Here is a 26,627-nt window from a genome sequence, read left to right on the forward strand (position 1 = left end):
ATGTCGTGAGGTGATAATAACCTACGACGTAGTAGGTATCGACCTCTATTGTGCCGTACGTCGCACTGCGATGCCGGAATTCCTATACACGTATTTGAGGTACTCATTTGCGGGGTTGCCCCTGGCATAGGCACTCTGGGCAGTATGAGCGAAACATTTCCGGCGGCAACGGCGGGCGCAGACGCGGCCACCTCTAACACCCCGGCGTGGCCGAACCGCATCGCGATGATCTCCATGCATACCTCTCCGCTGGAGCAACCGGGCATCGGTGACGCTGGTGGCATGAATGTCTACGTGCTGCGCACCTGCGAGGAGCTGGCGCGACGCGGTGTGAAGGTGGATGTTTTCACCCGCGCCACGCGTTCCAGCGATGGGCCGGTGATTCAGGTCAGTGAGAACTTCCGCGTCATCAACATTGTGGCTGGCCCATATGAGGGGTTAGAGAAGTCAGACCTGGCTACGCAGATGCCGGCCTTTGCCGGTGGGGTCATTGAATTCGCCCGCAAACAGGGGATTGAATACGACCTGATCCATTCGCACTACTGGCTCTCTGGCCAGGTGGGGTGGCTGCTGTCGGATTTGCTTGACATTCCGTTTGTGCACACGGCGCACACGCTGGCGGCAGTGAAGAATCTCCATCTGGCGGAGGGAGATACGCCGGAGCCGGAGTCTCGGCGTATCTGTGAGCAGCAGATTGTGGACAATGCGTGCCGGCTCATCGTCAACACCGATGCCGAGGCTAAGCAGCTCGCGGATCTCCACGATGCCGACCCGTGGCGCATCAATGTCGTGCCGCCCGGGGTGGACGTGGAGCTCTTTTCGCCGGGCAGTGATCGTGCCACCGAGCGGTCCCGTCGTGAGCTGGGCATCCCGTTGCACACTAAGGTCATTTTGTTCGTCGGTAGGCTGCAGCGGCTGAAAGGCCCGCAGGTATTGCTGCGGGGTGTCGGTGAGCTCATGCGTCGCCATCCCGCCACTAATGTCCGAGTGATTATCTGCGGTGGACTTTCCGGTTCTGGGCTGCATGCGCCCGACGAATTCACCAATCTCGCCGCGGAAGAGGGGATCGACCACCTGGTCCGTTTCATGCCCCCGCGCCCGCCGCAGGACCTGGCGAAGCTCTACCAGGCCGCAGATATTGTCGCCGTGCCCAGTTACAACGAAACTTTCGGGTTGGTGGCGATGGAGGCTCAGGCCACCGGCACTCCCGTTGTCGCGGCGAATGTCGGCGGACTCTCCATCGCTGTCGACGACGGGGTCAGCGGTTTGCTTGTCGACGGTCACGAGTCCGCAGCCTGGGCCGATGCCCTCGGTCGCCTGGTGGAGGACGACGAGCTGCGCATTAAGTTGGCCACCCAGGCGCGCGAGCACTCCTTGGAGTTTTCCTGGCAAAAGACCGTGGATCGGTTGGCCGATGTCTATCATCGAACCGAACTCCAAAAGGAAAATTGTCCCGGCTCTATCCGGGATGCGGGCGGCTCCCGGTAGGTTTCGTTAGCTTCAGTACCGCCAGAGCCGTAGCCACAAAAGCAGGGAGATGATTCACGATGAGCACGGACATCCAAGTACAGCTGAAATCCCTCGGTGAGCAGCTGGAACGCCTCGGTGTCGAGCATGGTCTTGCAGACAATGCCGCCGTGGTGGTCCTGCCTGGTAAGAAGAAGCTCAAGACTGTCGTCGGCCTCATCCCGGCGCCGGACTCCTTGCGCGTCGAAGCCTTCGTCTGTCGCGCGGTCGAAGAAAACCACGAGGCCGTCTACAAGTGGTTGCTGCAGCGCAACAGCCGCCTGTTCGGCATCGGTTACACCATCGACGCCGCCGGCGACATCTACCTGGTCGGTCAACTGCCGGCTGAGCTTTCCGACGATGACCTCGACCGCCTCCTCGGCCAGCTGCTCGAGACGGCCGATGGGGACTTCAACCAGATCCTCGAACGCGGCTTTGCATCGGCAATTAAGCGCGAGTGGGAGTGGCGGGTTGACCGTGGGGAAAACCTGGCCAATCTGGAGCAGTTCCGCCACATGGTTGAGTAGCCGGGGGTAGCAACCCACATAGCGGGGCAACGAACGGCGGGCTTTCCCGTTTTGGGGCACAATTAGGGGTATGAGCAATGGAAAACTGATTCTTGTCCGTCATGGCCAGAGTGAGTGGAACGCATCCAACCAGTTCACGGGCTGGGTCGACGTTGCACTGACCGACAAGGGCCGCGCTGAGGCAGTACGTGCCGGTGAGATGCTCGTAGAGGCAGGCCTGAAGCCGCAGGTTCTCTACACGTCGCTGCTGCGTCGCGCAATTAACACCGCACACATTGCCCTGGATACCGCTGACCTGTTGTGGATTCCGGTTATCCGTGACTGGCGTCTGAACGAGCGCCACTACGGTGCTCTGCAGGGTCTGAACAAGGCAGAGACCAAGGAGAAGTACGGCGAGGACCAGTTCATGTCCTGGCGTCGCTCCTACGACACTCCGCCGCCGGAGCTGTCGGATGACAGCGAGTTCTCGCAGGCTAATGACCCGCGTTACGCCAACCTGGATGAGGTTCCGCGCACGGAGTGCCTCCTGGACGTCGTGAAGCGTTTCATTCCTTACTTTGAAGAGGAAATCCTGCCGCGTTTGAAGGCCGGTGAGACTGTTATGGTGGCAGCTCACGGTAACTCCCTGCGTGCACTGGTCAAGCACCTGGACAACATCTCGGACGAGGACATTGCCGCTCTGAACATCCCGACCGGTATCCCGCTGGTTTACGACTTTGATGCTGAGGGCAAGGTTTTGAACCCGGGTGGCACCTACCTGGATCCGGAAGCTGCAGCTGCAGGTGCTGCTGCTGTTGCCGCTCAGGGCAACAAGTAAAAATGTAGGTGTTTGATAGGCCGATAAGGGGCGCAGCCAAGTGGGGCTGTGCTCCTTGGTCTATTTAGAGCTAGCTAGCGCACTGATTTTCAGCGCGCGCGGATTGTGAAAAGAGCTTAGGGTAAGACCCGTGTCAAAAATCATTATCGCCGCTCTATTAGGTGCTGCGGTTATGGCAGCTGTGCTGATTCTTGGTGGAGTTGTCTCGGGTGCCTATAACGCCGCTCGGCGTCAGAAGAGCGACGAGGAAAGTTCAATAACCACCATGGCGCAGGTCATGCACCTGGCCATTCAGAAGTCTCCGACGGGTGTGGTGGTCGTTGACATCTCACGTGATTTGATTTTGTCGAACTCCATGGCGCACAAGTTAGGGCTGGTCTATGAGCGCCGCCTCAATGACGTGGGCTGGGAAGCTGCGCTCAAGGTCTTTGACTCGCAGGAGGACCAGGAGCTAACGCTGGTGCTGCCGTCGCGCCGGGCGGGGGCGCCGGACACAATTGTCCGCTGTCAGCTAACTCCGTTGTCACTGGTGGACGACCGTTTTGTGGTGATTTATGCGGCGGATGTCTCCGAACAGGCCCGTATGGAGGCCGCGCGACGTGACTTTGTGGCTAACGTTTCCCACGAGCTCAAGACTCCGGTGGGGGCCATCAGCCTCTTGGTCGAGGCGCTGAATGAAGCTACCGACGACCCGGTTGCCGTGCGTCACTTTAGTGAGAGCCTGACGCAGGAGTCCAAGCGGATGTCGACCATGATTACGGAACTCATCTCGCTGTCGAAGCTGCAGGGGGCAGAGCCGCTGCCGGACATGTCTCCCGTGAAGGTTGAAGAGATTGTCCAAGGAGCTGTGCGTCGTAACCAGATGCTCTCGGAGCAGGCGGGTATTGAAATCACCGTTGACTGTGAGCCGGATTTGGTGGTTGAAGGTGAACGCAGCCTGCTGATCACCGCGGTGTCCAACCTGATTTCAAATGCGATCAACTACTCGCCAGAGGCCACGCCTGTATCTGTGACTGCGGTCAAGGAGGATAACGACACCGTCGCTATCCGCGTCACTGACCGCGGTATCGGCATTTCCCAGGCGAATCAGAAGCGTATCTTCGAGCGCTTCTTCCGTGCGGATAAGGCACGCTCGCGGGCGACAGGCGGTACCGGTCTGGGCTTGGCAATTGTTAAGCACGTCGCAGCGAATCACAAGGGAACCGTGAAGCTGTGGAGTCGGCTGGGCACAGGATCGACCTTCACCATTGAGCTCCCGCTGATGGAAAAGAACGGTTCCGCGTCGAATGATGGCGATGTATCTGCACGTTTGCCAATCGGCCACACCCAGCCTGCGGGTAAAATTGCGGCTAAGAAAAACGCGCAGCGCGGTACGGGCAAAACCCGTGGCAAGGATAAGGATTCCCAGAACAAGGATTCCAAGGAAGGAATGAAGTAATCCGTGACTGAGGTACTTATTGTCGAAGACGAGACGGCTTTGGCGGAGCCGCTTGCGTTTCTGCTGCAGCGCGAAGGATTCGAGGTGCGGATGGCCGCTGACGGCCAGGAAGCACTTGCAGAATTCTCCAAGGCAGAACCGGACATTGTGCTGCTGGACCTCATGCTGCCAGGTATGAGTGGCACCGAGGTCTGCAAAAACATCCGCTTAAAGTCCTCTGTCCCAGTGATTATGGTGACCGCCCGTGACACTGAGATTGACAAGGTCGTCGGCCTCGAAATTGGTGCGGATGACTATGTGACCAAGCCGTATTCCTCTCGGGAACTTATTGCCCGTATCCGGGCTGTGCTGCGCCGCGGTCGCCACGACGACTCCGACGATGTCGAGGATATCTACGAGGAGGTCTTGCGCGGCGGCCCGGTCGTGCTGGACGTCGAGCGCCATGTAGTCACCGTTGACGGCGATGATGTCGCAATGCCGCTCAAGGAATTCGACCTGCTGGAGTACTTGCTGCGCAACCGTGGTCGTGTGCTAACCCGTGGCCAGCTCATCGACCGCGTCTGGGGCTCCGACTACGTCGGCGACACCAAGACGCTGGACGTACACATCAAGCGCCTGCGCTCCAAGATTGAGCGCAATCCTTCCTCGCCTGAGTTCCTGGTCACCGTTCGCGGCTTGGGTTACAAGTTCGAGGACTAACGCAGCTAACTGCTGCCGATGATCTCCGCTGGCGATCTGATGAATCCTCGACGTTAAACCTCGTCTGGGGACAGCCCCTCGGCCGCTGCGCGTGTGGCCGGGTGAATCGCCAGCAGTGGGTAGCCGCTCGGCCCGAAGGCCTTGGCCGCGCCCGCTGCCTCTCGGGCCCGGCAGTGCTCCGCCAGAATTTCGTAGCACTCTTCGCCGATGAGCTCGATTAGCTCAGACTTGTGCGTGCGCCACATCGGTTCGCCACCGGCATGAGTGGCCGGCGCGCCCGTGCAGAACCATTCAAAGTCCTCGCCGCCATCGCCCCAGCCGCGACGGTCGTACTCAGTAATAGTCGTGCGCAGAATCTCCTGGCCGTCTGGGCGTTCCTCCCAATCCTCCAGTCGACGTAGCGGCACCTGCCAGCACACATCTGGCTTGACCTTCACGGGGTCAATGTCGTTGGCCATCGCCCACTGGTGGATGGCACAGCCCGCACCATTTCGCCACCCCTTACGGTTGGCAAAAATGCAGGCATTATTCACGACCTTCGTTTTCAGAGCAGGCTCAGGCTCTCCGTTTTCGTCGTCAAGCTCGTCCCACACTAACCACGGTTCCAACGGCTCGGAGGGATCGGTTTCGTAGGTTTCGAGCCACTTCAGCATTTGTTTGGGGCGGTTCTGCCACCACTGGGGCTGTGCGGAGTCGCCTTCCATCCGCTTTACGACGTCAATAACCCTCTCGCGGTCTTCGTCGTCGGTGATAAAGGCACCATGGCCGCAGCATCCGACATCCGCGTTCGCGGAGTCGATGCCCAGGCAAGCGGAGGTGCCGAAGGCGCATTGATAGGAGCTCATCAACCAGGTTAGGTCGCAGGTGATGATGTGTTCTGGGTCCTCTGGGTGGGCGAACTCGAACCACTCTCGGGGAAAATCATAGGCGACTTCAGCGGGAGATGGTTGTGGTCCGCGACCGGGGCGGGGGTGGGGTTGATTCACACCAATACACCGTAGACCGTCTAACCTACTAAGAGTGAGATTAGGTGTATTAGATGTAGGTAGTAATACCGTCCACTTGGTGATGGTGGACGCCCGCCGGGGCGGACATCCGACTCCGATGAGCGATTCCAAGTCGACGATGAAGCTGGTCGAGTACCTGGATAAGGACAACAACCTGTCCAAGAAGGGCATTGACAAGCTGACGGGCTACGTCGCTGAATCCAAGGAATTGGTTGAGCAGATGAAGTGCGAAGAGATGATTAGCTTCGCCACTTCGGCTGTTCGCGATGCCGCCAACGCGGACGAAGTACTCGCCCACGTCGAGAAGGAAACTGGCATTAAGCTGCAGATTCTCTCCGGTGAGGAGGAGGCTCGTCTGACCTTTTTGGCAGTACGGCGCTGGTACGGCTGGTCTGCTGGTCGTCTAATCAACCTGGATATCGGTGGCGGCTCTCTCGAGTTGACGTCGGGTAACGATGAGGATCCGGAGGCCGCGTACTCACTGCTGCTCGGTGCGGGCCGTTTGACCCACGAGTGGTTCGAGACCGACCCGCCGGAGCGTAAGAAGATTGACCTGCTGCGCGACTACATTGATGCTGAGCTCGCTGAGCCAGCTCGTCATCTGCGTACGCTTGGTGAGCCGGACTTGGCTGTCGCCACCTCGAAGACTTTCCGCACTCTCGCCCGCCTGACTGGTGCGGCGCCTTCCGCCGCTGGTCCGAGGGTTAAGCGCACTCTGACTGCGGCTGGTTTGCGTCAGTTGATTGCGTTTATTTCACGCATGACGGCGGCTGACCGTGCTGAACTTGAGGGTGTTAGTGCAAATCGTTCTCACCAAATTGTCGCAGGTGCTCTCGTTGCAGAGGCTAGTATGCGAGCATTGGGATTAGAGAAGGTCGAGATTTGTCCTTGGGCTCTGCGCGAGGGCATTATCTTCCGACGACTGGACAGTGACCTATACGGAAAGGGTTGAGATGAGCGAGGAAAAGCTCACCGTTGCCGAACTGCTGGCGCGGCGGCAGAAGGAGGGAGCCCCCTCTGAACCACCGCGGCGCCGCCGTCGACGCAGCCTTGAAGAAGGCGGTGTGTCCGTTCAGGAACTCACTGGCTCAATCCCTCGCGTTAAGGCCGGCGAACCGCGGCGTGGTGCGCACGCTCTTTCCAACGCAGACGACGGTCAGACGACTACGAGCGATTTGCTTGCCGACGAAGCTGCGACCAACGGCACCGAAGAAGCACGGGCTTCCGAACCGGAGGCAGAAGCTCCGGAGCACTCGGAGGCCGTTGCTGAGTCAGTGATAGTTGCTGAAGAGGCGGATTCTTCGGAGCATGAGGTTCAAGCTGAGGCCGAGGCTGAAGTTGCTGCTCAGGAAGAGGAAGAGCTGGAATCAATTGAGGCTGACACCGAGGTCGCTGATGCCGAAATAGCCGACGCCGAGGTCGCTGACGTCGAAGCTGACGAAGTTGCCGAAGAACCGGCTGCTCCGGCTGTTCCGGTTGCTCCGGCAACTCCGCAGCAGGAGCAAGCTGCGCCGAGCATGCCAACTACGCAGCCAGCAGCCACTGCAGTGCCATTGGCAATTCCGATGGAACCCCGTCCGGTCATGGTCAACTCCGAGCGTTCGGAGATTACCTACACCTTTACCGAACTGCGTGACATGGCAGACGAGTCGCAGCAGATTGGGGAGCCGGGGCCAGTCGCTCGTGCAGTACTCACCGGTTCCAACGCTTACGACGACCGTCCGACTGCCTCCATTCCGGTTGTCCAGGACAGTGTCGACGAAGAGGCTGCGGCATCCGCGGAATCGGATGACGTCGACGGTGAACAGCTTGCTGAGTCTGAAACAACAGAAGCTCCGGAAGAGCAAACCCGTGTGCTGCCGCAGGTGGAAGAGGCAGACGCAGCCGGTGAGACCGAAGCTGCTCAGGAAACGGATACCTTCGAGGCTGCCGACGCTGATGCCGATACCGGTGCCGCTTCCGAGGCGGCAGTAGCAGCCGCTGTCGCTCCTGAAGTAGCACAGCCAGAAGACGTACAGGCCGAGACCACACCGACCCAGGTCGCAGCTGACGAGAAGCAGTCGGAGCCCCGGGACGTCGTTAAGCGTGATAAACCCAAGAGCTCCAAGGGCAAGGTCGCCGCGCGCGATGGCTACGCCGAGGACAATTCCCTCTCGGTGCCGTTGCTGCTGGTTCAGGTCTTCGTGGGTCTGATTGCTGGTGCATTGGTGTTCCTGGGCTTCACCATGGCCTGGTCGTCGCTGCCAAAGATCGTGGTTGTCATCATGGCTCTCGTGGTCGCTGGTGGCTTCGCGGGAATGGCTAACTACCTGCGCCGTGAGAAGGACAAACTGACACCGATTCTCGCGGGGCTTGTCGGTTTGGCGCTGACATTTGGCCCCTGGATTCTCTTCCAGTTGTAGTGGGGTCAACAGAATAATCATCACCTGATGCAGGGGTCGGAAGCGTAGTTTTCCGGTCCCTGCATTCGCATGTGTGGGCCAGTTTTGGCACACTTAGCGTCCATGACAAGAATTGCTGTAATTGGTGGCGGAAAGATTGGTAGCGCACTCGTCGGTGGTCTCATCGACGGTGGTGTCTCGCCCTCCTCGATTTATGTGGTGGGGCGCACCAAGGAGAGCCTGGCCGGTCTGAAGGAGACCTACGGCATTGTCGATGCCGACGACCCAGTAGGGGCCGTCGACGGTGCCGACGTGGTGTTCTTGTGCGTAAAACCGTACTTGATTATCGACATGCTCGAGCAGATTGCCGACGTGCTCGATGACTCTGAGGTCGACACCATTGTGGTGTCGATGGCGGCTGGCATCACGCTGGACAAGATGGAAAGCGTCTGTGCTGTCGGTACTCCGGTGATCCGCGTCATGCCGAATACCCCGATGCTGGTGGGCAAGGGGGTCTGTGCAGTCGCGCCGGGCCGCTTTGTCACGGAGAGCCAGACCGACGAGGTTGTCGAACTGTTGAAGAAGGTCGGCAGCGTTGAGGTTGTCGATGAGTCGCTGATGTCTGCAGTCACTGCAGTCTCGGGCTCCGGTCCGGCTTACTTCTTCCAGTTCGTCGAGGCGATGACCGACGCGGGTGTGAATCTGGGCCTCAAGCGTGATCAGGCTAAGCGTCTGGCGTCGGCTACGGCTGCTGGTGCAGCCGAGATGATGATGCAGGAAGGCGCGGACCCGACTGCGTTGCGTGCCGATGTCACCTCTCCGGGCGGTACAACCGCTGCGGCCACCCGAGTTTTCGAGGAAGAAGGCATTCGTCGCGCGGTGCATCGTGCGCTGCAGGCTTGCTATGACAAGGCCAACGAGATGGGTAAATAAGCATTTCGCCGAGTAGAGGCGGGTGTACAAGTAACCCCAATATTTGGGGCATTGGAAATGGTCAGCGGCAGTAGCTAATCCGATACGCAGGGACGATGGGTTAGTCACAACTGTCACACCATTCGCCAATGCCCCTATTTTTTATCAAAAATCGCACCGGCACCTTGCCTACCGGTAGGATATGAAAAGCACGTGCGTGTCACGATTTTCTGCAGGAGGGGAAGCCTGCAGCGCGTCGCGTGCGCTGAAGGGAATATTTACTAATGCAGAATGCAGATAAAGGCACCTTTCTGACCGTTGCAGAAGTTGCTGACATCATGCGCGTATCCAAGATGACCGTCTACCGCCTGGTTCACGCTGGCGAGCTGCCGGCAGTGCGCGTTGGCCGTTCTTTCCGCGTCCATGAGTCCGCAGTCAAGGAATACCTGGACTCCTCCTTCTACAACGCGGGTTAATTTTTTCTGCCTTTAAGCGGGGCTGTTTGACCTGAACGCATATGTCCCCGCTATGATTAATCCGATTAGTACATGGTGCTGTGCTGCGCCTCTGTTTCCTATCGTCTTCAAGTCATGAAGTATCTAGCTGTGAAGGCGGAAGGAAAAAGGGCGTGACATCTCGGCGGTTGTAAGGCCGCATTGAGTACGCCGCCATTGTGCAAGAAAAGAAATTTCCGTCAACGAATAGCGAGGTCGAGCCGATGGGTTCCGTCATTAAGAAGCGTCGCAAGCGCATGTCGAAGAAGAAGCACCGCAAGATGCTTCGCCGTACCCGCGTGCAGCGTCGTAAGCTCGGCAAGTAAGCCAGCATTCCTGCCGTTATCGCAGGAGCGCGCGTGCTGCGTCGCGTACACGTTTTAAAAGCAGAACCCGCCCGGTCTCGTTGAGATAGGGCGGGTTTTGTCGTTGGGGGCTAATCACGGGCTGCCGATTACGGGCTGCAAATGTGAAACTGTAGGAGTTTATGACACTTTCATGCCATTTTTCGAGCCATTTTTGTCATAAACGCAGTCACTAACTCTCGAGTGCGCCTAGCAGCGCTTAGCTTTCCTTGTTCGCGTCCCACAGTCGCTTGCCGACGAGTCCCGCGCCCCCAACAACTCCTGCCAGTAGTGCTCCGATCGAGAGCCACCGCATCGTGGCGAAGGTTACGGAGCGGAAGTGACGGTAGTCGTAGATAGTCCAACCCATCTTCTGGGCGTAATTCCGCAATTTGCGATCCGGGTTGATGGCCACGGCGGTGCCCACCATGGACAGCATGGGAATGTCGTTGGCGGAATCTGAGTATGCCGTGCAGCGAGACATGTCCAACCCGGAGGAGGCCGCCAGAGCCGCTACCGCGTGCTTCTTACCCGGGCCGTGGAGGATATCGCCCACCAGGCGGCCGGTGAACTTTCCATCTTTGACCTCGGCGACTGTGCCGAGGGCGCCGGTCAGCCCGATGTGCTTAGCGATAACCTGGGCCAGCTGCACCGGGGTGGCGGTGACCAGCCAGACCTCTTGGCCAGCCTGGATATGTAGTTCCGCCAGATCGCGGGTGCCCTGGTAAACGCGGTCGCTGATCTTTTCTTCAAAGATCTCTTCGCCGAGTTTGACCATTTCATCCACATCGTGGCCGGCGAAAAACTCCAATGCCTGTTCGCGGGCCTTAGCTACGTCGGCGGCGTTTTCCGCGCCCGAGATTCGGAATTTAAGCTGTTTCCAAATCATCCCGGCCAAATCGCGCTTCTTGATGAACCCGCGCTCGACCAACCCCATGGCAAAGAGGAAGATTGATGCGCCCTGGACAAGCGTGTTGTCCACATCGAAGAAAGCGGCTGCGCCTTGATCGCGTTCGACACCTGGAATGGGCTGCGAGAGCACACGTGCACCGCCAGCGGCATCTTCGGCACCCGCTACACTGCGAAATCCCGTAGCCAGTTCTTCGCCGCCGACGTCGTAGACCTCGCCGAGAGCTTCCAGCGCATTGGCGGCTGCTGCAGTACCAGCTTCCTCCTGTGCTTCATCATTGAGCGGAGCGAGAACTATCTGCTCGAGGAAATTGCGGACGTTACCCTGCGAGGACGCAAGGTCGCCCAGCATGTCGATGGGGAAGGGGGAGCGGTTGACGGCACTGAACTCACTCACGGTACGAAAATCTCTTTCCACGGTGTATGCAACTGATATCCGTTATCGGAAGCTCTTGTTGAATAGTATCCGCTCTTTAGGCAAAGCTGCGCGCTGAGATTCAAGGAGCGGATGGGGGGGGGGCAAAGATAAGAAGGGTCACTTTTGCAGGGGAAGTGCGGGGAGGGGGACGTCGTAAAGCGAAACAGTCGACCTTTAGACTGGCCGTTATGGTGACTGTGACGGTGATGAGTAGGAAGACGTGCGGTTCGTGCGCTCGCGTGATTGCGCAGATTGAGCCGCTGGTTCGGGACCAAAATGCGCAGTTCCAGGTGGAAGACGTCGATACCGATCCGAACTTGGCCATGGAATTTGGCGATCGCGTGCCGGTGATTTTGGTCAATGATGAGGAAATCGCTTGCTGGGAAATCGATGACGATGAGCTCCTGGAAGCGATAGCGGAGGTCGAATAAGTTCCCGAGACAGCTCTGCCGAACTGCTAGGAGCTGCGGGAACATGGCAGAATGTGGAGTAGCGGCAAAGAAGCAGTAGAGCGCTGCGAACATCGAGGTAGAGGCTAAGTAAAGTATGCCTTTGTTGTGGCGAGATGGCAGAGTTGTCTAGCGTTAACAGTCATAGCTGTGTGAAAAAGCCCGTAGCGGGGACTGTGAAGGAGCAATAGAGCGGTGATTGAGCGGTGAGTGTGCTTCTCGTCGGAATGTCGTACCGGTCTGCACCGGTGACCCTTCTTGAAAAGGTCTCTGTCGGTGAAACTGAGCGAGAGGCCATTTTGGCCCGTCTGATCGCGGATGAAGCAATCAGTGAAGCGATGCTGTTGTCGACCTGTAACCGCGTTGAGTACTACGTGGTGGCCAACGGCTTCCACTCTGGGCTATCGGCTGTGGTCCGTGAAATTGTCGGTCGTACTGGGCTCGAACTCGATGAACTGACGCCGCACCTCTATGTCCGGTATGCACAGGCTGCGGCGGAGCATGCTTTTTCGGTGTGTGCTGGTCTCGACTCGATGGTGCTGGGCGAACAGCAGATTATCGGTCAGATTCGCAATGCCTACCAGGAAGCGGACGAAGCCGGCACAGTCGGTCGCATGTTGCATGACTTGGCACAGAAGGCGCTGCACACGGGTAAGCGCGTGCACAGTGAAACTCTGATTGATAACGCTGGTGCTTCGATGGTCTCCGTGGCCATCGACGAGGCAGTTGCTGCACTGCAACCCGGATTCAACTCTGGTGTTGACGTCGCTGAGGGTACCGATATCCTGGCCGGACGTTCGGCTCTTATCCTCGGCGCCGGTGCGATGAGTTCGCTGGCCGCTAGCTACCTGGGGCGCTGCGGTATTGACCGTCTGATTATTGCCAACCGCACCGTTGACAGGGCGCAGAACCTGGCCAACCACTCCATCGAAGCGGGCATCCCCGCTACTGCTATTGCGTTACATGATTTCGCCGATGTCCTCGATGATGTGGACATTCTCGTCAGCGCCACTGGGGCCATGACTCCCGTCGTTTCAGCTGCTGATGTCATCGACCACGGCCCGCTCGCCATCGTCGACCTGTCTATGCCTCGCGACGTTGCGGAGGATGTCTCCGGGCTTGAGGGGATTGCACTATTCAACATCGAATTGCTGCAGATGACCCGCACGGAGGTCCCGGGCCGTGATGATGAGGCTGCAGCGCGCGACATTGTGGCCGAAGAGTTGGAGTCCTACCTCACGGCGCAGCGTGCAAGCGAGGTAGCACCGACTGTTCGCGCTCTGCGTGAGCGTGCGGCAGATGTGGCGGCGGCTGAGCTCGCTCGCCTGGAGGCGAAGACACCAGGTCTTACGCAGAAGGAACGTCTCGAAGTCGAGTCCACGGTTCGCCGCGTCGTCGATAAGCTCTTGCATGCGCCAACGGTGCAGGTCAAGAAGCTTTCTAGCCAGCAGGGTGGTGGCAACTACGCACTTGCGCTGCAGAAGCTCTTCGACCTGCCCCTATCTACCCCCTCTGGCCTGTATGCTGACACCGATATCCCCGCAGATCTCATGGTAGAGGGCCGAATTGGGCGGATGCAGGGATTTGAGCAGTATGGTCTTGACAGTAGTGCCATCATTGAAGGCGTTGCTGAAACCACCAAAAATTAACACCCGGAGGGAAACATGCCTGACCCAGCGACTATTCGTATCGGTACCAGGGGCTCGGAACTGGCCACGACACAGGCCGGCCACGTCCGTGATGCACTGATTGAGCTGGGGCAGCCTGCAGAGCTGGTGATTGTAAAGACCGCCGGTGACCATAACCGCCACGACCCGGTGGAAAAGATTGGTATCGGTGTCTTTACCCAGGCGCTGCGTCATGCACTCCGCGAGGGGGTGTGCGACATTATCGTGCACTCGTTTAAAGATCTGCCCACGTTGCCGGAAGACGACATGATGGTCGCAGCCGTGCCGGAGCGCGTCGACCCGCGAGAGGCGCTGATTTCCCGCGATGCCACGCCGCTGATGGACCTGCCTGAGGGTGCTCGAGTGGGTACCTCCGCGCCGCGTCGTGTCTCTCAGCTGCGTGCGCTGCGCTCCGACCTGGAACTTGTACCACTGCGTGGAAACATCGAAACCCGCATGGGGCGCGTCTCTGAGGACCTGGACGCTGTCATTCTGGCTCGCGCCGGACTGGAGCGTACGGGGCGCCTCGGAGAGATTGCGGAATCCCTGGACGTGGACGTCCTCATGCCGGCCCCGGCCCAGGGCGCCCTGGCGCTGGAGTGCCGCACTGCTGACCGCGAAATTGTGGATATTCTGCGGAAGATTGACCACCCGGTGTCCCATGCCCGCGCTGTCGCTGAGCGCGCTGTACTCAATGAGCTGGAAGCAGGCTGCACCGCCCCGGTTGCGGCCTACGCAACCGTGAGCGATAGCGGTGAACTCACCCTGCGGGCGGGGGTGTTCGCAGTCGACGGATCGCGCCAGTTGCTCGAGACCGCTACCGCAACCGTGGATAAGGCCGATGAGCTTGGCCGGAAGGTTGCGGCGGCCCTGCTTGAACGGGGTGCTCATGAGGTAATGGGCGATACCCTGCGGGAATCTCAAAAGTAGCCGGTTAGTTAATTTGGCTCAAACCCTTTATGCTAATAGGCCTGTATGCATGCCGTTGGGATAAGGGTTTCCTTCGTGTGCTCGCATGTGAGATTCAGGTGTCTACCTGCCCCTCACATGCGTTGGCGCATGTCCGCTTTCTTCCTTAGAGACTCATCGGCACGAAAAGTGAACAACCAATAGAAAAGAAATCACTCCGCAACGATGAACACCTCCCTCCCCTCAGCAACGGGACGCATCCTGTTCGTCGGCGCTGGTCCTGGAAATCCCGACCTGCTGACGCTTCGCGCCCGTGAGATTCTCGCAGACACCGCTATCGCCTACGTCGACGCCGATGTCATGCCGGGGGTTCGAGAGCTCGTCGCAACCGATGTGCCTGTTCCTCCCGAGCTGCTGAAGGAAGCCGAGGAAGAGTACGAGCGCATGTGCGCCGCCGCCAAGGCCAAGGGATCTCGTCGTAAGCCGCCGCGCCCGGCACCGCCGACCGCTGCAGATTTGCGCGAGCCTATCGACGATCCCAAGAAGATGGCCGCCCTGCTCGTCGAAGAAGCAGCCAAAGGCAATGATGTAGTGCGTTTGGTGGCCGGAAATCCGCTGACCAACGATTCGCTGCTGGCCGAAATCAACGAGGTCTCGCACGCCGAGGTTGAGTTCCAGATCGTCCCTGGTATGTCCGTGCCCTCCACCGTCCCGGCATTTGCCGGTATCGCGTTGGGCTCGACGTACACGGAGACCGATCTCGGTCGCGCCGATGTGGACTGGGACGAGCTGGCACAGGCACCGCAGCCGCTGGTGCTGCAGGCTGTGCAGGATGACCTGTCCGCTATTGCCTCCGAACTCGGTGAACGCGGTCTGCCGTCGTCGTTGCCAGTGTCGGTGACTGTCAACGGTACGACTCGGCTGCAGCGCACCTACGATGTCACGCTGGGCACCTTGGCACAGCTCTCGGGAGACCTGACCGGTCCGCTGGTGGTCACACTTGGCAAGGGCGTGGACAATCGCTCGAAGTACTCGTGGTGGGAAAACCGGGCCCTCTACGGATGGAAGGTGCTGGTCCCACGCGCCAAGGCGCAGGCAGGGCCGATGAGTGCTCGTCTCGTTGGGCACGGCGCCATCCCGATTGAGGTCCCGACCATCTCAATCGAGCCACCACGTAGCCCAGCGCAGATGGAACGCGCCATCAAGGGGCTTGTCGACGGCCGTTACCAGTGGGTTGTTTTCACTTCCGTCAACGCTGTTACCGCAGTGTGGGAGAAGTTCCAGGCATTCGGCTTGGACGCTCGCTCGTTCGCTGGAGTCCGCATCGCAGCCGTCGGTCATCGCACCGCTGCTGCCATCCGTGATCTCGGCATTACCCCGGAGCTGCTTCCGGACGACACTCGTCAGAACGCCGCGGGCATCGTCGACGTGTTCCCGGAGTACATCGAGGATCTCGATCCGGTCAACCGCGTATTGCTGCCACGCGCCGACATCGGCACCGACGTGCTTGTCGACGGTCTGATTGACCTGGGCTGGGAAGTCGATGATGTGGTCGCTTACCGTACCGTGCGGGCAGCGCCACCGAGTGCGGACATCCGCGACATGATTAAGTCCGGTGGCTTCGACGCAGTGTGCTTTACCTCGGGGTCGACGGTGAAGAACCTGGTCGGCATCGCGGGTAAGCCGCATGCTCGCACCATCATTGCCTGCATCGGGCCGATGGCCGCAGCCACGGCTCGCGAGTACGGTCTGCGTGTAGATGTCGTGCCGGAGCGTGCAAGCATCCCGGAGCTGGTGGACGCGCTGGCAGAGCATGTTGCGCAATTGCGGGCTGCAGGGCAACTGCCACCGCCGCGCAAAAAGCGTCGTCGTTCGCGTAAAACCAAGGCCTAAGCCAGGGCGAATCGGGGCGAGTTCGCGTTTTGATTAAGGTTGTCTTTATGACTACATCTGGAGCTTCTGAATCATCCCGCGAAATCGATCTCGAACAGTTTGGATTTCCTCTCCCGATTCGTCGCCCACGCAGGCTGCGCACCAACCCGGTGATGCGTGCGATGACGGCAGAGACGACACTGACTCCGAAGAATCTCATCCTTCCCATGTTTGTCGCAGATGGGATTGATGAGCCAAAGCCAATCAGCTCCCTGCCCGGGGTAGTGCAGCACACCGAAGACTCCCTGGTGGAAGCTGTGCGCGAGGCTGTTGAGGCAGGTATCTCGGCGGTTGACCTCTTCGGTGTCCCGCTCGATGCGGATAAGGACGGCGAGGGCTCTGAATCCTGGAATCCGGAGGGCGTTCTCAACCGCGCTCTGCGTCGTCTCCGCGACGAGTTCGGGAATGACATTCTGATCATGGCCGACACCTGTCTGGATGAGTTCACTGACCACGGCCACTGTGGCGTACTGGGCACGGACCGCTTCGGCAACACGGTCGTTGAGAATGACCGCACGCTGATTAACTACGTCAAGATGGCCGTTGCCCAAGCCGACGCCGGTGCACATATCGTGTCCCCGTCGGGCATGATGGACGGCCAGATTGCCGCCATTCGTGAGGGCCTGGACGCCGCTGGCCATGAGGATGTCTCCATCATGGCGTACTCGGCAAAGTATGCCTCCGCCTTCTACGGTCCATTCCGTGAAGCCGTGGGCAGCTCGCTGCAGGGTGATCGCCGTACCTACCAGCAGGATCCTGCAAATCGTCGTGAGTCCCTGCTCGAAGTGCAGCTCGACGTTGACGAGGGCGCGGACATGGTGATGGTAAAGCCGGCCATGAGCTACCTGGACATTCTGCGTGAGGTCGCGGATATGTCGCCGGTGCCGGTTGCCGCCTACCAGGTCTCTGGTGAGTACGCGATGATTCACGCCGCTGCCGCCAACGGGTGGATTGACCTGGATGCTGCGATGATGGAAGCAGTACTGAGCATTCGCCGTGCCGGTGCGGAGCAGATTTTGACCTACGCAGCGGTGGACTTGGCGAAGAAGCTGCGTGCCCAGTTCTAATCCGCTGGAGTGAACGTGCAGTAATAAGTATCGAGAAGTGGACGGATGACTAAAGAAGAGAAGAAGCCCGCAATTCCCGAGCAGGTCGAGGGAGCTAGGCAGGCGTGGCGGGTTACGGCCGTGATGCAGCTGCTCCTCGCTGCAGTAGCCACGGTGACCTACTGGCTGCATCCGGAAATGCTGATGAGCCCCTCAACCGCTAAGGAGAATTTCCCGGGTTTCAGCGAGGGCCAGATTGATGCCGCCATGAAGGCGAGTATCGTTATCGCGTTCTTTTTCGCAGTGGGGCTTTGCATCGCGTTCTTCGCCATCATCGAGCGAATGCGCAAGGGGAGTGAAGGTGCTCGCACCGTGCTGGTTATCGGCTCACTTTACCTGGCGCTGTCGGCGCTGATGTCCTTCTTCTCTTCTACGGCTTCAGAATCGGGAGTGCCAGCATCCCTCGTTCTTATCAGCGGAATTGTGCGAATCGCCTCTGCCACTGCCGCGGTAGCTGGCCTGGTGCTCGCCGCCTCGAAGGAGTCCAAGGACTACTTCGATCATCAGCGCCCCTCGAAACCGTGGACTCCGTCCGCGCCGAAATCGCATCTGCCGGGAGCGTCGAAGTATGGCGCTGATACAAAGCAGCAACAGCAGCTGGACCAGTCACAGCCCAAGCAGACCAAGCAGCCTGAGGAGTCCAAGCAATGATGTCCCTGCCGAGTCGGCCCTGGCAGTGGGTGCTTTTCGTCGCGCTCATCGCCCAGATTGTCCTGAGCTTGATACTGGTCACCGGCGACTACTCGCAGGCTCCCGCCGCCGTTGGCCGCGACATCTACATCGTCGCCGGTGTGACGCTGGTCTGCTCGCTCATTGGTAGCGGCTGCTTGCCGACGGCCACTGAGTTCAAACTCTCCCGGAACTGCCTGCTCATCATGGTGATTGTCACGGCTCTCACCATGTTCTTTGCCATTATGGCCGGCGCGCTGACTGTATGGGTTATCGCGCCCAGCCTGGCGATGGCGTGTGGACTACTGTTGCTCTATCGTGAATTAGCGCTCACGCGCGCCAACCAGCCACAGGATTAGACGGAAAGTTTCAAAGGCCATGAGTGACACCGGTGAGTTTGATTTCTCTCTGGACAATCGCGTTGAACAGGCGATTGTGGATGCCAAGGTCGCTGCTCGTAAGGCATTGCCACGAAGCCGTCAGGACATCGATGAAGAAAGTGCCCATCAGCGGCTTGCACACCGCAGAGGCCAGTCCAACACAGCTTTCGCACTCATCCTGGAAAACTTGGAAAACGCCGAGAGTGCTGAGCGTGCTGAGCATGTTTTAGAATCCTTTCCAGATGTTACGGCCTCGGTGGTCTACAAGCCCGGACGCGCGTGGATTACAGCGCCCGATACCATCGATCCGAATCAGTTCATCGAAGCTCTCCGCGAAGTTGGGATTGAGTCGTACCTCACGCGCAGCACGCTTCGTCGTCGTGCAACTCGGCTGGATGTGTCGCAACATCGCCGTCCCGCTGTTCCGGCTGCCGCTCAACAGAATGAGGAGGAGCGCATTCGCCGTCGTGAAGCGGCGTTGCGCCGAAGCGGCGGCGGTGCGGAGGTACTGTTCACGGCGCGTGAACTGGTGACCAAGCAGCGCTTTTGGGGAAGCCTGTTCTTATCGATTCCAGTGCTGGTGACGTCGTTGAACGTCAACTGGCAGTTCCCGGGCTGGCAGTGGATGTGCCTTGTGCTGACCACGATTGTGGCGTGGTGGGGTGGCTGGCCGTTCCACCGGGCAATGGCGGCGTCCCTGCGTCGGCGGATGTCGGCGCTGGATGGGGCGAGCTCCATTGCCATTCTGCTCGCGTGGCTGTGGTCGCTGGCGCAGCTTATCTTTGGCCCCGCGGGACAGATTGGATATACCACTGCGCCCACGTGGTTTGCTTTCAACTATCGGGAAAGCGCCTCGGCAGAGGTGTTTTTCGACGTTGCTTGCGGCCTGACCGTGCTGTTGCTAACAGGCCGTATGTTTACGCGCTACAACAAGGTGCGTACTGGACAGATTTTGCGCAACCTGCGCATTCCAGCTGAGCGAAACGTGACAGTCGTGCGCAAGAGCGCCAAATCCGCGGAGCCGAAACGGGTGGAGGTGACGGTCGCGGAGCTCAATATCGGTGATGACATCGTGGTTCCACCGCACTCGGTGATTCCGGTCGATGGCTCAGTCATCGGTGGTGCGTCCACGATGGATGCACAGCTACTCGGTATTGGCGTTGAACCGCAGAAAGTCAAGGTCAACTCCAAGGTTTGGGCCGGCGCAATCAACCTGGATTCGGAGCTCAAGGTGCGCGTGGAGCGCACCGGTTTCAAGACTCGGGCGTCGTCGATAGCGCGCTGGCTGCGTCAAGCGGTTCGAGAAGAAACGGTGATGCACCAGACCGCAGTGCACTCGGCATCAGAGCTGGTGCCGTGGACGCTGTCGTTGGCGGGTGTGGCATTTTGCGGCTGGTGGCTGGCGACGGGCACGATGAGCGGTGCCCTCGCGGTGGCGCTGGCCATGCTCTCGGGCATCGCGCCGGTGGCATTGGCAATGTCTACGTCGACCGTGCAGCGCATCGGGATTCTGGCCGGTGCTAGTAACGGAATCTTGATTCGTGGCAATGAGACTTTCCGGAAGTTGGCTACCGCCAATGTGGTGATTTTTAACCGGGTTGGAACCCTGACCGAGGGTGACACCCACGTGCTCGGTGTCGCCGCTGAGCGCAATGAAAATCCGGATTTGGTTCTGCGTGTGGCGGGCGCTCTCATGATGGAGAGCAACCACCCGGCATCAGCGGCAATCGTGCGCGCGTGCCGTGTATCCCGCGACGCCGGTTCCGGCGGTGGTGAGGTGCCGCACTGGATTGAGACTGTACACGTCGCAATTGCGGAAGACGGTGCGTTCGTTGGCCAGGTAGAGATCCCGGTGAAGGACTCGGACGACAAGTTGGAGATGCGCTTTGTTGAGGGGCGTGTTTGGCGTCCGCGTGATCTCACTGCACTCAGCGAGAAAATGGCCGTGGCTGCGCTCAGTGGCGGTACTCCGATGGTGGTGTCGTGGCGTGGCAAGGTCCGTGGTGTCATCACCATTGGTGAGGACATTAAGCCCGATGCGGTCGAGAGCATTGACCAGCTTGAGGATATGGGCGTGGACACCATGATGATCACGCGAGATCCGTATCCAGTAGCCCGTCGTTTTGCTGACCGGCTGAATATCTCACGAGTATTCGCGGGCATCATTGCCTCCCGCAAGGCCATTGCGGTGCGTTCGGTCCACAGTGACGGCGAGACTGTCGTGATGGTTGGCGACAAGGACATCCGGGACTCTCTGCGTGCCGCTGACGTGGGTGTTTTGATGGACAACACCGAAGGCAATCAGAATCTTGATGTTGATTACGCCGATGTCGTGGCACTGCGGAACAACGTGTTGTCGATTCCGGAGGCCATTGAAATCGCACGTGCTGTGGTGCGGATGATGGACTCCAACATCTACTTTGCGTGGTTCTACAACGTTGCGGTCATCCTGCTGGGTATGACCGGTATGATTCACCCGCTGCTGGCATCGCTTTTGATGATTTTCTCCAGCTTGTGGATCGACTGGCGATCCCGTCGAGTGTCCTCTCGCCGCAAGCATCTATTCAGGGTGAAGCTGGGACGTTGGTAGGGCAGGGTAGCTCTTCATCCGAGTGGCCGTCTACGATGGTCACCGTGACTCAAGACATTAATGCTCCTCATGTCCCAGAAAACGTTGAGCTCACCGATCGTTCGGCAGAGTTCTTTACGCAGGCTCAGGCAGTGACGCCGGGTGGCGTGAACTCGCCGGTCCGCGCCTTCGGTTCCGTCGGTGGCACCCCACGTTTCATTGACCACGCCGCGGGCTCTCGTCTCGTGGATGTTGATGGTAACGAATATGTGGACTTGGTCTGCTCGTGGGGTCCAATGATTCTGGGCCACGCGCACCCGGCAGTGGTGGAGGCCGTTCAGAGCGCCGCCACTCGCGGTTTGTCTTTCGGCGCTCCGACGACGGCTGAGACCGACCTGGCTCGTCACATCGTTGAGCGCACGTCGGTAGATGAGGTGCGTCTGGTCAACTCCGGCACTGAGGCCACTATGTCCGCAGTACGCCTGGCTCGCGGTTTCACTGGCCGTTCCAAGATCATCAAGTTCGCCGGCTGCTACCACGGTCACGTGGACGCGCTGCTGGCATCGGCCGGTTCCGGTGTCGCTACTTTTGGTCTGCCGGATTCGCCGGGTGTCACCGGTGCATCGGCTGCCGACACCATTGTTGTTCCTTATAACGACATTGAGGCCGTCAAGGCCGCATTCGCTGAGAACCCGGGCGAGATTGCCTGTGTCATCACTGAGGCGGCAGCGGGCAACATGGGTACCGTCGCACCGCAGGACAACTTCAACGCGAAGTTGAAGGAAGTCTGCCACGCAGACGGCGCACTGCTGATTCTCGATGAGGTCATGACTGGCTTCCGCGCTTCCTACAACGGCTGGTACGGCATTGATGGTGTGGCCGGTGACCTGACCACCTTCGGCAAGGTCGTCTCCGGTGGTCTGCCGGCAGCTGCCTTCGGTGGTCGCCGCGACGTCATGGAGTACTTGGCTCCGAACGGTCCGGTGTACCAGGCAGGCACACTCTCCGGTAACCCGGTCGCTATGGCAGCTGGCCTGGCCAACCTGGAGAATGCCACGAAGGATGTCTATGACACCGTCGCAGCCAATGCAGATCGCCTGGCCACGATTCTGTCCGACGCCCTGACCAAGCAGGGCGTGGCCCACCACATTCAGCGTGCGGGCACGATGCTCTCGCCACGCTTCGCCGAGGGCGAGGGCCATAACTTTGAGCAGATGCAGGCAGCGGATACTTTCCGCTACCCGGCTTTCTTCCACGCCCTACTGGCCAATGGTGTCTACCCGCCGGCTTCTTGCTACGAGACCTGGTTCGTCTCCGCTGCGCTGACCGACGCCGACTTCGAGATTATCGAGCGTGCAGCAGCCCGCGCGGCCGAGGCGGCGGCAACCGCCAAGCCGGAGTAGGTGACACGTGCCGAACAAGACCAATTCGCAGGCCGAGCAGCAGGCAGCACAGCAGGAATCGCAGCCGACACCGCCGGAAAACCAGGCGTCTAAGCGTGCAACAAAGCACGCCAAGACCACGGTCGTACATCTCGTCCGCCACGGCGAGGTTTATAACCCGGATAAGATTCTCTACGGTCGCCTGCCCGGCTGGCACCTGTCTGAGCGCGGTCAGCGTCAGGCAGCGGCCACGGCCGCGTCCTTCGAAGGCCACGACATCCGCTACTTCGCCTGCTCTCCGCTGCAGCGCACGCAGGAAACCTCACGGCCCTTCACCGAGGTAATCGGCATGAAGCCGACCCTGGATGAAGATTTGCTGGAGGCTGGCAACTCCTTTGAGGGTTTGCACATCAAGGGCATTGACTCCGCACTGTGGAATCCGAAGTACTGGCCACGACTGCGTCGTCCGAGCGTGCCCAGCTGGGGCGAGCCCTACGAGGAGATCGCGGACCGTATGTTCCACGCCATCGAGCGAGCCCGCGAGGCCGCCGAGGGAGCGGAAGCGGTGCTGGTGACACACCAGCTGTGCATCATTGCAGCTCAGCGTCGTGCGCGGTACTTGAAGCTCGCCCACAACCCGGCAACTAGGCAGTGCGATCTGGCCAGCGTGACCTCCTTGGTCTTCGTCGGCGACACCATTGTCGACGTGCGCTACAGTGAACCGGCCGGTCACCTGTAAGGTGAATAAATAGTTTTGTTGAAGTTTCACTGACCCCCGGAAGGTGGCACCCCAAGTGGCCAAGGTCTCATCGTCCCGAATTGCAGCAACGCTAGCGGCAGCAACTCTGTCTCTGTCGCTCGCAGCATGTAACCCCGGAGATTCAGTGGGACACGATGCCGTTGCCGTCGGCGGTCAGTTCGAGTTTGTTTCTCCAGGGGGTCAGCAGATCATTGACTACGCACCCGAGGAGCGCAAACCGGTCGGCAAGGTGTTCGGTCCTTCTCTAGAGGACGACGACAAGAAAATCTCCCTCGATGACTTCAAGGACCAGATTGTGGTCCTAAACGCCTGGGGGCAGTGGTGCGCACCGTGCCGATCCGAATCGGATGACCTGCAGTATGTCCAGGAACAGATGGAAGAGCAAGGTATCGGCACCGTTCTCGGCATCAACGTCCGCGACAATGTCCGCCAGGCTCCCATCGACTTTGTGAAGGACAACGGCATCACCTACCCGTCCATCTATGACCCGGCCTTCGTCAACGCCAGCGCACTCGGCGGCATCCCGGCTTCGGTGATTCCGACAACCATCATTCTGGACAAGCAGCACCGCCCGGCCAAGGTCTTCCTCCGCGAGGTCGATCACACCATGCTGATGAAGGCTGTTAATGAAGTGAAGGCGGAGGGCTAGGCCCCAGCATGGGAACTCTTGCCATGGACACGATTTATCTTGCCGATGGCATCGGCCAGCAGTTCGCCGACGCCGCCACCGGCGGTCCCATCCTATTAGGCCTGCTCGCTGCTGCGCTGGCTGGTCTCGTCTCGTTTGCCAGCCCGTGCGTCATTCCGCTCGTGCCCGGTTACGTCTCGTATCTCACCGGTATTTCCGGAGCCTCGGGGGCGCAGGGCAATGGCGTGACGACGGGAGTTGCGGACGCAACCGCCGTCGATAAGCATAACGGCGATGGAGGCCGTGGCCAGCGTTCCTCGACTGCCCGCGTCGGCCTCGCCGCGTTGCTGTTCGTGTTGGGCTTTACTGTCATTTTCGTGCTGGGGTCGGCCTCGATTTTCGGGCTCGTGTCCACGTTGCGTTTGCAGGCGCGCACGCTGACGATTGTTGGTGGCGTGGTGACCATCGTGATGGGACTTGCCTTCATGGGCATGGTGCCAGCGCTGCAGAAAGACACCCGTATGGCGCCGAAGCGCTGGACCACGTGGCTGGGAGCGCCACTGCTCGGCGCGGTGTTCGCGCTGGGGTGGACGCCGTGTCTGGGCCCGACGCTGACTGCAATTATTTCGGTGTCCGCAGGTACACAGGGCATGACTGCGGCCAGGGGAGTGGCGCTGATTATCGCTTACTGCCTGGGGCTGGGGCTGCCGTTCATTTTGGTGGCGCTGGGGTCGGCACGTGCGATGCGTGGAGTGGACTTCCTGCGTAAGCACTCGCGAACCATTCAGCTCATCGGTGGTGTGGCGCTGGTGCTGGTCGGAATTGCCCTGGTCACGGGACTGTGGGATGTTTTTGTTGCCTGGGTTCAGGCCGCTTTTATTACTGATACGGTAACGCCAATTTAGTGAAAGATTTTTCAATGTCGGTGAATTGGAATAAGGTACGACAGCCCTTCCAGCAGGTCTGGAATTGGTTGACCAGCATGCGCACGGCGCTGATTCTGCTGTTCATCCTCGCTTTCGCAGCGGTTCCCGGCGCACTGTTGCCGCAGCGCTCGCTGAATAAGGACAAGGTCGACCAGTATCTTGCCGCCAACGGCAAGACCGCCGAGATCATGGATAAGCTGCAGCTTTTCGATGTCTTCTCGTCCGTCTGGTTCGTCGCCATCGTGGCGTTATTGCTGATTTCCCTGGTCGGCTGCATTATTCCGCGCACCATCGACCACTACAAGGCCATGAAGACACCGCCGGCCAGGGCACCGAAACGGTTGGCGCGTCTTCCGCTTCACGACGAAGCCGTGGTCGATGCTTCCGCGGACGAGGTTTCTGAGCGGGTGCGTGAGCGCCTGAACAAGTGGGCGTTGACCGAAACCCCAGCAGATGAAGACCGCGCCGGGGCACGCTCCTTTTCCGCGGAGAAGGGCTACCTGCGTGAGCTCGGCAACCTGGTATTCCACCTGGGCATTGCGCTGCTGATCATCATCGTCGGCTTGGGCCGCATGATTTATTACGAGGGCCAGGTCATTTTGCTGACCAACACCGGCACCGAAATTTCTGACGACAACGTCAACAGCGCGGTGGGCGTTCCGTTCTGTAACACCGCTGCGGCGAACTATGACTCGCTGCGCTCGGGCAACACCTTCGACGGTACGACTCTGAACCCGTTCTGTATTCAGGTGGAGGACTTTGCCGCCGATTACCTGCCGAACGGCCAGGCCAAGATGTTTACCTCGCACATCCGATTCGCAGAAGAGGAGGATATGCGTAAGCCGGTCGATGAGTGGGAGAAGACCACGCTGCAGGTCAACCACCCTCTGCGCATCGCCGGTGACCGCGTCTACCTGCAGGGGCACGGCTTTGCGCCTGCGTTCAAGGTGACCTGGCCGAATGGTGAGTCGCGTACGTCGATTGTCCAGTTCCGCCCGGATGACCCGACCTTCTTCCTGTCCTCTGGGGCGCTGCGCTTCGACCCACCAGCGGGCATGTACCCGGACTTGTTCGAGCGCCGCCAGAACCAGATTGCAATCGAGGGACTGTTCGCTCCGACCGCGGAGTTTACTGGTGAAAAGGGTGCTCTGCTGCAGTCCTCTTACCCGGCGATGCAAGACCCGGCCGTGGCTGTCGACATCTACCGCGGCGACGCGGGCTTGGACACCGGTCGTTCGCAGGGGCTGTTTTCCCTCGACCGCGATCTGATGCACTCGGGTCAGCTGGCTAAGGAAGCCCGTGTCAACCTCAAACAGGGCGAATCCACCGAGCTTGCCGACGGCACCAAGATTGAATTCCTCGGTGCGAAGGAATTCGTCAACTTGCAGGTTTCGCACGATCCCACGCAGTTCTGGGTGCTGGTGGCGACTGTGTCCGCATTGGCTGGCATGGTTCTTTCGTTGGGCATTAAGCGCCGACGTGTTTGGGTGCGCATGTTCCCGCTGGAAGATGGCCGCACTCGCGTTGAGTTCGGTGGCCTTGCCCGCACCGACAAGGCAGGTTGGGGCGAGGAGTTCCAGTACATCGTAGATGACATCCTGGAACGTGACAGTGATGACGAGGATGCTGCTGACAACAATGCTGCGACCGACGAGAGCGCGGACGACAAGGACAAAAGCTAACTGACCACTAAGTCTGGTCCATCATTACTGCAGGGCGAATGCGCGGGGGCGAGAATTGCGCCTCCGCGCATTTTTGCGTCCCCCGTGTCCCCGGTCCCCTTTTGCTTAGTCCTGCT

25 protein-coding genes are annotated in these 26,627 nt (G+C 59.5%); 23 read left to right on the forward strand and 2 right to left on the reverse strand.

Annotated features, from left to right (window positions below; genetic code table 11):
- The first annotated feature begins 225 nt into the window (after window positions 1-225).
- The 5 genes from mshA to CHU70_RS05710 all read left to right on the forward strand — a co-directional run bounded on the left by mshA (window position 226) and on the right by CHU70_RS05710 (window position 4,987).
- Entirely contained in the window at window positions 226-1,488 is a 1,263-nt protein-coding gene (gene mshA, locus CHU70_RS05690; protein WP_180950668.1) for a D-inositol-3-phosphate glycosyltransferase, read from the forward strand.
- A gap of 59 nt (window positions 1,489-1,547) precedes the next feature.
- Window positions 1,548-2,033, forward strand: coding sequence for a YbjN domain-containing protein (locus CHU70_RS05695; protein WP_147719190.1), 486 nt, complete (start codon window positions 1,548-1,550; stop codon window positions 2,031-2,033).
- Window positions 2,034-2,103: 70 nt separating this feature from the next.
- Window positions 2,104-2,850 carry a phosphoglyceromutase gene (locus CHU70_RS05700; protein WP_016421977.1) on the forward strand — a complete coding sequence of 249 codons (747 nt, stop codon included), beginning with the start codon at window positions 2,104-2,106 and terminating at the stop codon, window positions 2,848-2,850.
- Between the two features lie 130 nt (window positions 2,851-2,980).
- Window positions 2,981-4,288, forward strand: coding sequence for a cell wall metabolism sensor histidine kinase WalK (locus tag CHU70_RS05705; protein ID WP_016421978.1), 1,308 nt, complete (start codon window positions 2,981-2,983; stop codon window positions 4,286-4,288).
- A gap of 3 nt (window positions 4,289-4,291) precedes the next feature.
- Window positions 4,292-4,987 (forward strand): response regulator transcription factor, encoded by a 696-nt coding sequence (locus CHU70_RS05710; RefSeq protein WP_016421979.1) that lies wholly within the window; start codon window positions 4,292-4,294, stop codon window positions 4,985-4,987.
- 53 nt (window positions 4,988-5,040) lie between these two features.
- Here the strand turns inward: CHU70_RS05710 and CHU70_RS05715 are convergent, their stop codons facing one another.
- Window positions 5,041-5,973 (reverse strand): hypothetical protein, encoded by a 933-nt coding sequence (locus tag CHU70_RS05715; protein ID WP_147719189.1) that lies wholly within the window; start codon window positions 5,971-5,973, stop codon window positions 5,041-5,043.
- 34 nt (window positions 5,974-6,007) lie between these two features.
- Between CHU70_RS05715 and CHU70_RS05720 the strand changes: the two genes are divergently transcribed.
- The 5 genes from CHU70_RS05720 to CHU70_RS05740 all read left to right on the forward strand — a co-directional run bounded on the left by CHU70_RS05720 (window position 6,008) and on the right by CHU70_RS05740 (window position 10,107).
- Window positions 6,008-6,946, forward strand: coding sequence for a Ppx/GppA phosphatase family protein (locus CHU70_RS05720; RefSeq protein ID WP_076773236.1), 939 nt, complete (start codon window positions 6,008-6,010; stop codon window positions 6,944-6,946).
- 1 nt (window position 6,947) lies between these two features.
- On the forward strand, window positions 6,948-8,396 hold the full coding sequence (locus tag CHU70_RS05725) for a hypothetical protein (RefSeq protein ID WP_147719188.1): 1,449 nt from the start codon (window positions 6,948-6,950) through the stop codon (window positions 8,394-8,396).
- A 102-nt stretch (window positions 8,397-8,498) separates the two neighbouring features.
- Complete coding sequence (gene proC / locus CHU70_RS05730) at window positions 8,499-9,308, forward strand: pyrroline-5-carboxylate reductase (RefSeq protein ID WP_016421983.1); 810 nt, start codon at window positions 8,499-8,501, stop codon at window positions 9,306-9,308.
- Window positions 9,309-9,571: 263 nt separating this feature from the next.
- Window positions 9,572-9,763 (forward strand): helix-turn-helix domain-containing protein, encoded by a 192-nt coding sequence (locus CHU70_RS05735; RefSeq protein WP_005509751.1) that lies wholly within the window; start codon window positions 9,572-9,574, stop codon window positions 9,761-9,763.
- Between the two features lie 242 nt (window positions 9,764-10,005).
- A complete protein-coding gene (locus CHU70_RS05740; RefSeq protein ID WP_003855542.1) occupies window positions 10,006-10,107 on the forward strand; it encodes a 30S ribosomal protein bS22 in 102 nt (33 codons plus the stop codon).
- A 238-nt stretch (window positions 10,108-10,345) separates the two neighbouring features.
- On the opposite strand, the gene CHU70_RS05745 is transcribed toward CHU70_RS05740, so the two are convergent.
- Window positions 10,346-11,470: an HAD family phosphatase gene (locus tag CHU70_RS05745; protein WP_049172365.1), complete on the reverse strand. Its 1,125-nt coding sequence runs from the start codon at window positions 11,468-11,470 to the stop codon at window positions 10,346-10,348.
- Window positions 11,471-11,640: 170 nt separating this feature from the next.
- Here CHU70_RS05745 and CHU70_RS05750 point away from each other — a divergent pair, with 170 nt between their 5' ends.
- The 13 genes from CHU70_RS05750 (at window position 11,641) to CHU70_RS05810 (ending at window position 26,511) form a co-directional block, all read left to right on the forward strand.
- Entirely contained in the window at window positions 11,641-11,883 is a 243-nt protein-coding gene (locus tag CHU70_RS05750) for a glutaredoxin family protein (protein ID WP_038627544.1), read from the forward strand.
- A gap of 224 nt (window positions 11,884-12,107) precedes the next feature.
- On the forward strand, window positions 12,108-13,550 hold the full coding sequence (locus CHU70_RS05755; protein ID WP_083327083.1) for a glutamyl-tRNA reductase: 1,443 nt from the start codon (window positions 12,108-12,110) through the stop codon (window positions 13,548-13,550).
- Window positions 13,551-13,565: 15 nt separating this feature from the next.
- Window positions 13,566-14,498: a hydroxymethylbilane synthase gene (gene hemC, locus CHU70_RS05760; protein ID WP_070851779.1), complete on the forward strand. Its 933-nt coding sequence runs from the start codon at window positions 13,566-13,568 to the stop codon at window positions 14,496-14,498.
- A gap of 204 nt (window positions 14,499-14,702) precedes the next feature.
- Window positions 14,703-16,370: a bifunctional uroporphyrinogen-III C-methyltransferase/uroporphyrinogen-III synthase gene (locus tag CHU70_RS05765; protein WP_147719187.1), complete on the forward strand. Its 1,668-nt coding sequence runs from the start codon at window positions 14,703-14,705 to the stop codon at window positions 16,368-16,370.
- A gap of 47 nt (window positions 16,371-16,417) precedes the next feature.
- Window positions 16,418-17,476, forward strand: coding sequence for a porphobilinogen synthase (gene hemB, locus CHU70_RS05770; protein ID WP_070438168.1), 1,059 nt, complete (start codon window positions 16,418-16,420; stop codon window positions 17,474-17,476).
- A gap of 45 nt (window positions 17,477-17,521) precedes the next feature.
- The gene (locus CHU70_RS05775; RefSeq protein WP_147719186.1) at window positions 17,522-18,166 is read left to right on the forward strand and encodes a sugar porter family MFS transporter; all 645 of its coding nucleotides are present in this window, start codon (window positions 17,522-17,524) and stop codon (window positions 18,164-18,166) included.
- Window positions 18,163-18,543 carry a hypothetical protein gene (locus CHU70_RS05780; protein WP_147719185.1) on the forward strand — a complete coding sequence of 127 codons (381 nt, stop codon included), beginning with the start codon at window positions 18,163-18,165 and terminating at the stop codon, window positions 18,541-18,543. Before CHU70_RS05775 ends, CHU70_RS05780 begins: the two co-directional genes overlap by 4 nt.
- A gap of 19 nt (window positions 18,544-18,562) precedes the next feature.
- The gene (locus CHU70_RS05785) at window positions 18,563-21,154 is read left to right on the forward strand and encodes a cation-translocating P-type ATPase (protein ID WP_147719184.1); all 2,592 of its coding nucleotides are present in this window, start codon (window positions 18,563-18,565) and stop codon (window positions 21,152-21,154) included.
- A gap of 35 nt (window positions 21,155-21,189) precedes the next feature.
- Window positions 21,190-22,536 carry a glutamate-1-semialdehyde 2,1-aminomutase gene (gene hemL, locus CHU70_RS05790; RefSeq protein WP_049190552.1) on the forward strand — a complete coding sequence of 449 codons (1,347 nt, stop codon included), beginning with the start codon at window positions 21,190-21,192 and terminating at the stop codon, window positions 22,534-22,536.
- Between the two features lie 7 nt (window positions 22,537-22,543).
- Window positions 22,544-23,254 carry a histidine phosphatase family protein gene (locus CHU70_RS05795; protein WP_083324575.1) on the forward strand — a complete coding sequence of 237 codons (711 nt, stop codon included), beginning with the start codon at window positions 22,544-22,546 and terminating at the stop codon, window positions 23,252-23,254.
- A gap of 55 nt (window positions 23,255-23,309) precedes the next feature.
- The gene (locus tag CHU70_RS05800; RefSeq protein WP_016421995.1) at window positions 23,310-23,924 is read left to right on the forward strand and encodes a TlpA disulfide reductase family protein; all 615 of its coding nucleotides are present in this window, start codon (window positions 23,310-23,312) and stop codon (window positions 23,922-23,924) included.
- 23 nt (window positions 23,925-23,947) lie between these two features.
- A complete protein-coding gene (locus CHU70_RS05805; protein WP_187269750.1) occupies window positions 23,948-24,808 on the forward strand; it encodes a cytochrome c biogenesis CcdA family protein in 861 nt (286 codons plus the stop codon).
- Window positions 24,809-24,822: 14 nt separating this feature from the next.
- Window positions 24,823-26,511, forward strand: coding sequence for a cytochrome c biogenesis protein ResB (locus CHU70_RS05810; protein WP_147719182.1), 1,689 nt, complete (start codon window positions 24,823-24,825; stop codon window positions 26,509-26,511).
- Window positions 26,512-26,627 lie beyond the last annotated feature (116 nt).

This window comes from Corynebacterium sp. LK10, assembly GCF_008042455.1.
Classification (GTDB): Bacteria; Actinomycetota; Actinomycetes; order Mycobacteriales; family Mycobacteriaceae; genus Corynebacterium; species Corynebacterium jeikeium_D.

Coding starts and splice junctions, on each gene's coding strand:
- hemC (WP_070851779.1), top strand. CDS start 13,566: ATGCCTGACCCAGCGACTATTCGTATCGGTACCAGGGGCTCGGAACTG.
- CHU70_RS05785 (WP_147719184.1), top strand. CDS start 18,563: ATGAGTGACACCGGTGAGTTTGATTTCTCTCTGGACAATCGCGTTGAA.
- CHU70_RS05810 (WP_147719182.1), top strand. CDS start 24,823: ATGTCGGTGAATTGGAATAAGGTACGACAGCCCTTCCAGCAGGTCTGG.
- CHU70_RS05750 (WP_038627544.1), top strand. CDS start 11,641: ATGGTGACTGTGACGGTGATGAGTAGGAAGACGTGCGGTTCGTGCGCT.
- mshA (WP_180950668.1), top strand. CDS start 226: ATGATCTCCATGCATACCTCTCCGCTGGAGCAACCGGGCATCGGTGAC.
- CHU70_RS05805 (WP_187269750.1), top strand. CDS start 23,948: ATGGACACGATTTATCTTGCCGATGGCATCGGCCAGCAGTTCGCCGAC.
- hemL (WP_049190552.1), top strand. CDS start 21,190: ATGGTCACCGTGACTCAAGACATTAATGCTCCTCATGTCCCAGAAAAC.
- CHU70_RS05735 (WP_005509751.1), top strand. CDS start 9,572: ATGCAGAATGCAGATAAAGGCACCTTTCTGACCGTTGCAGAAGTTGCT.
- CHU70_RS05740 (WP_003855542.1), top strand. CDS start 10,006: ATGGGTTCCGTCATTAAGAAGCGTCGCAAGCGCATGTCGAAGAAGAAG.
- CHU70_RS05765 (WP_147719187.1), top strand. CDS start 14,703: ATGAACACCTCCCTCCCCTCAGCAACGGGACGCATCCTGTTCGTCGGC.
- proC (WP_016421983.1), top strand. CDS start 8,499: ATGACAAGAATTGCTGTAATTGGTGGCGGAAAGATTGGTAGCGCACTC.
- CHU70_RS05780 (WP_147719185.1), top strand. CDS start 18,163: ATGATGTCCCTGCCGAGTCGGCCCTGGCAGTGGGTGCTTTTCGTCGCG.
- CHU70_RS05775 (WP_147719186.1), top strand. CDS start 17,522: ATGACTAAAGAAGAGAAGAAGCCCGCAATTCCCGAGCAGGTCGAGGGA.
- CHU70_RS05700 (WP_016421977.1), top strand. CDS start 2,104: ATGAGCAATGGAAAACTGATTCTTGTCCGTCATGGCCAGAGTGAGTGG.
- CHU70_RS05725 (WP_147719188.1), top strand. CDS start 6,948: ATGAGCGAGGAAAAGCTCACCGTTGCCGAACTGCTGGCGCGGCGGCAG.
- CHU70_RS05695 (WP_147719190.1), top strand. CDS start 1,548: ATGAGCACGGACATCCAAGTACAGCTGAAATCCCTCGGTGAGCAGCTG.
- hemB (WP_070438168.1), top strand. CDS start 16,418: ATGACTACATCTGGAGCTTCTGAATCATCCCGCGAAATCGATCTCGAA.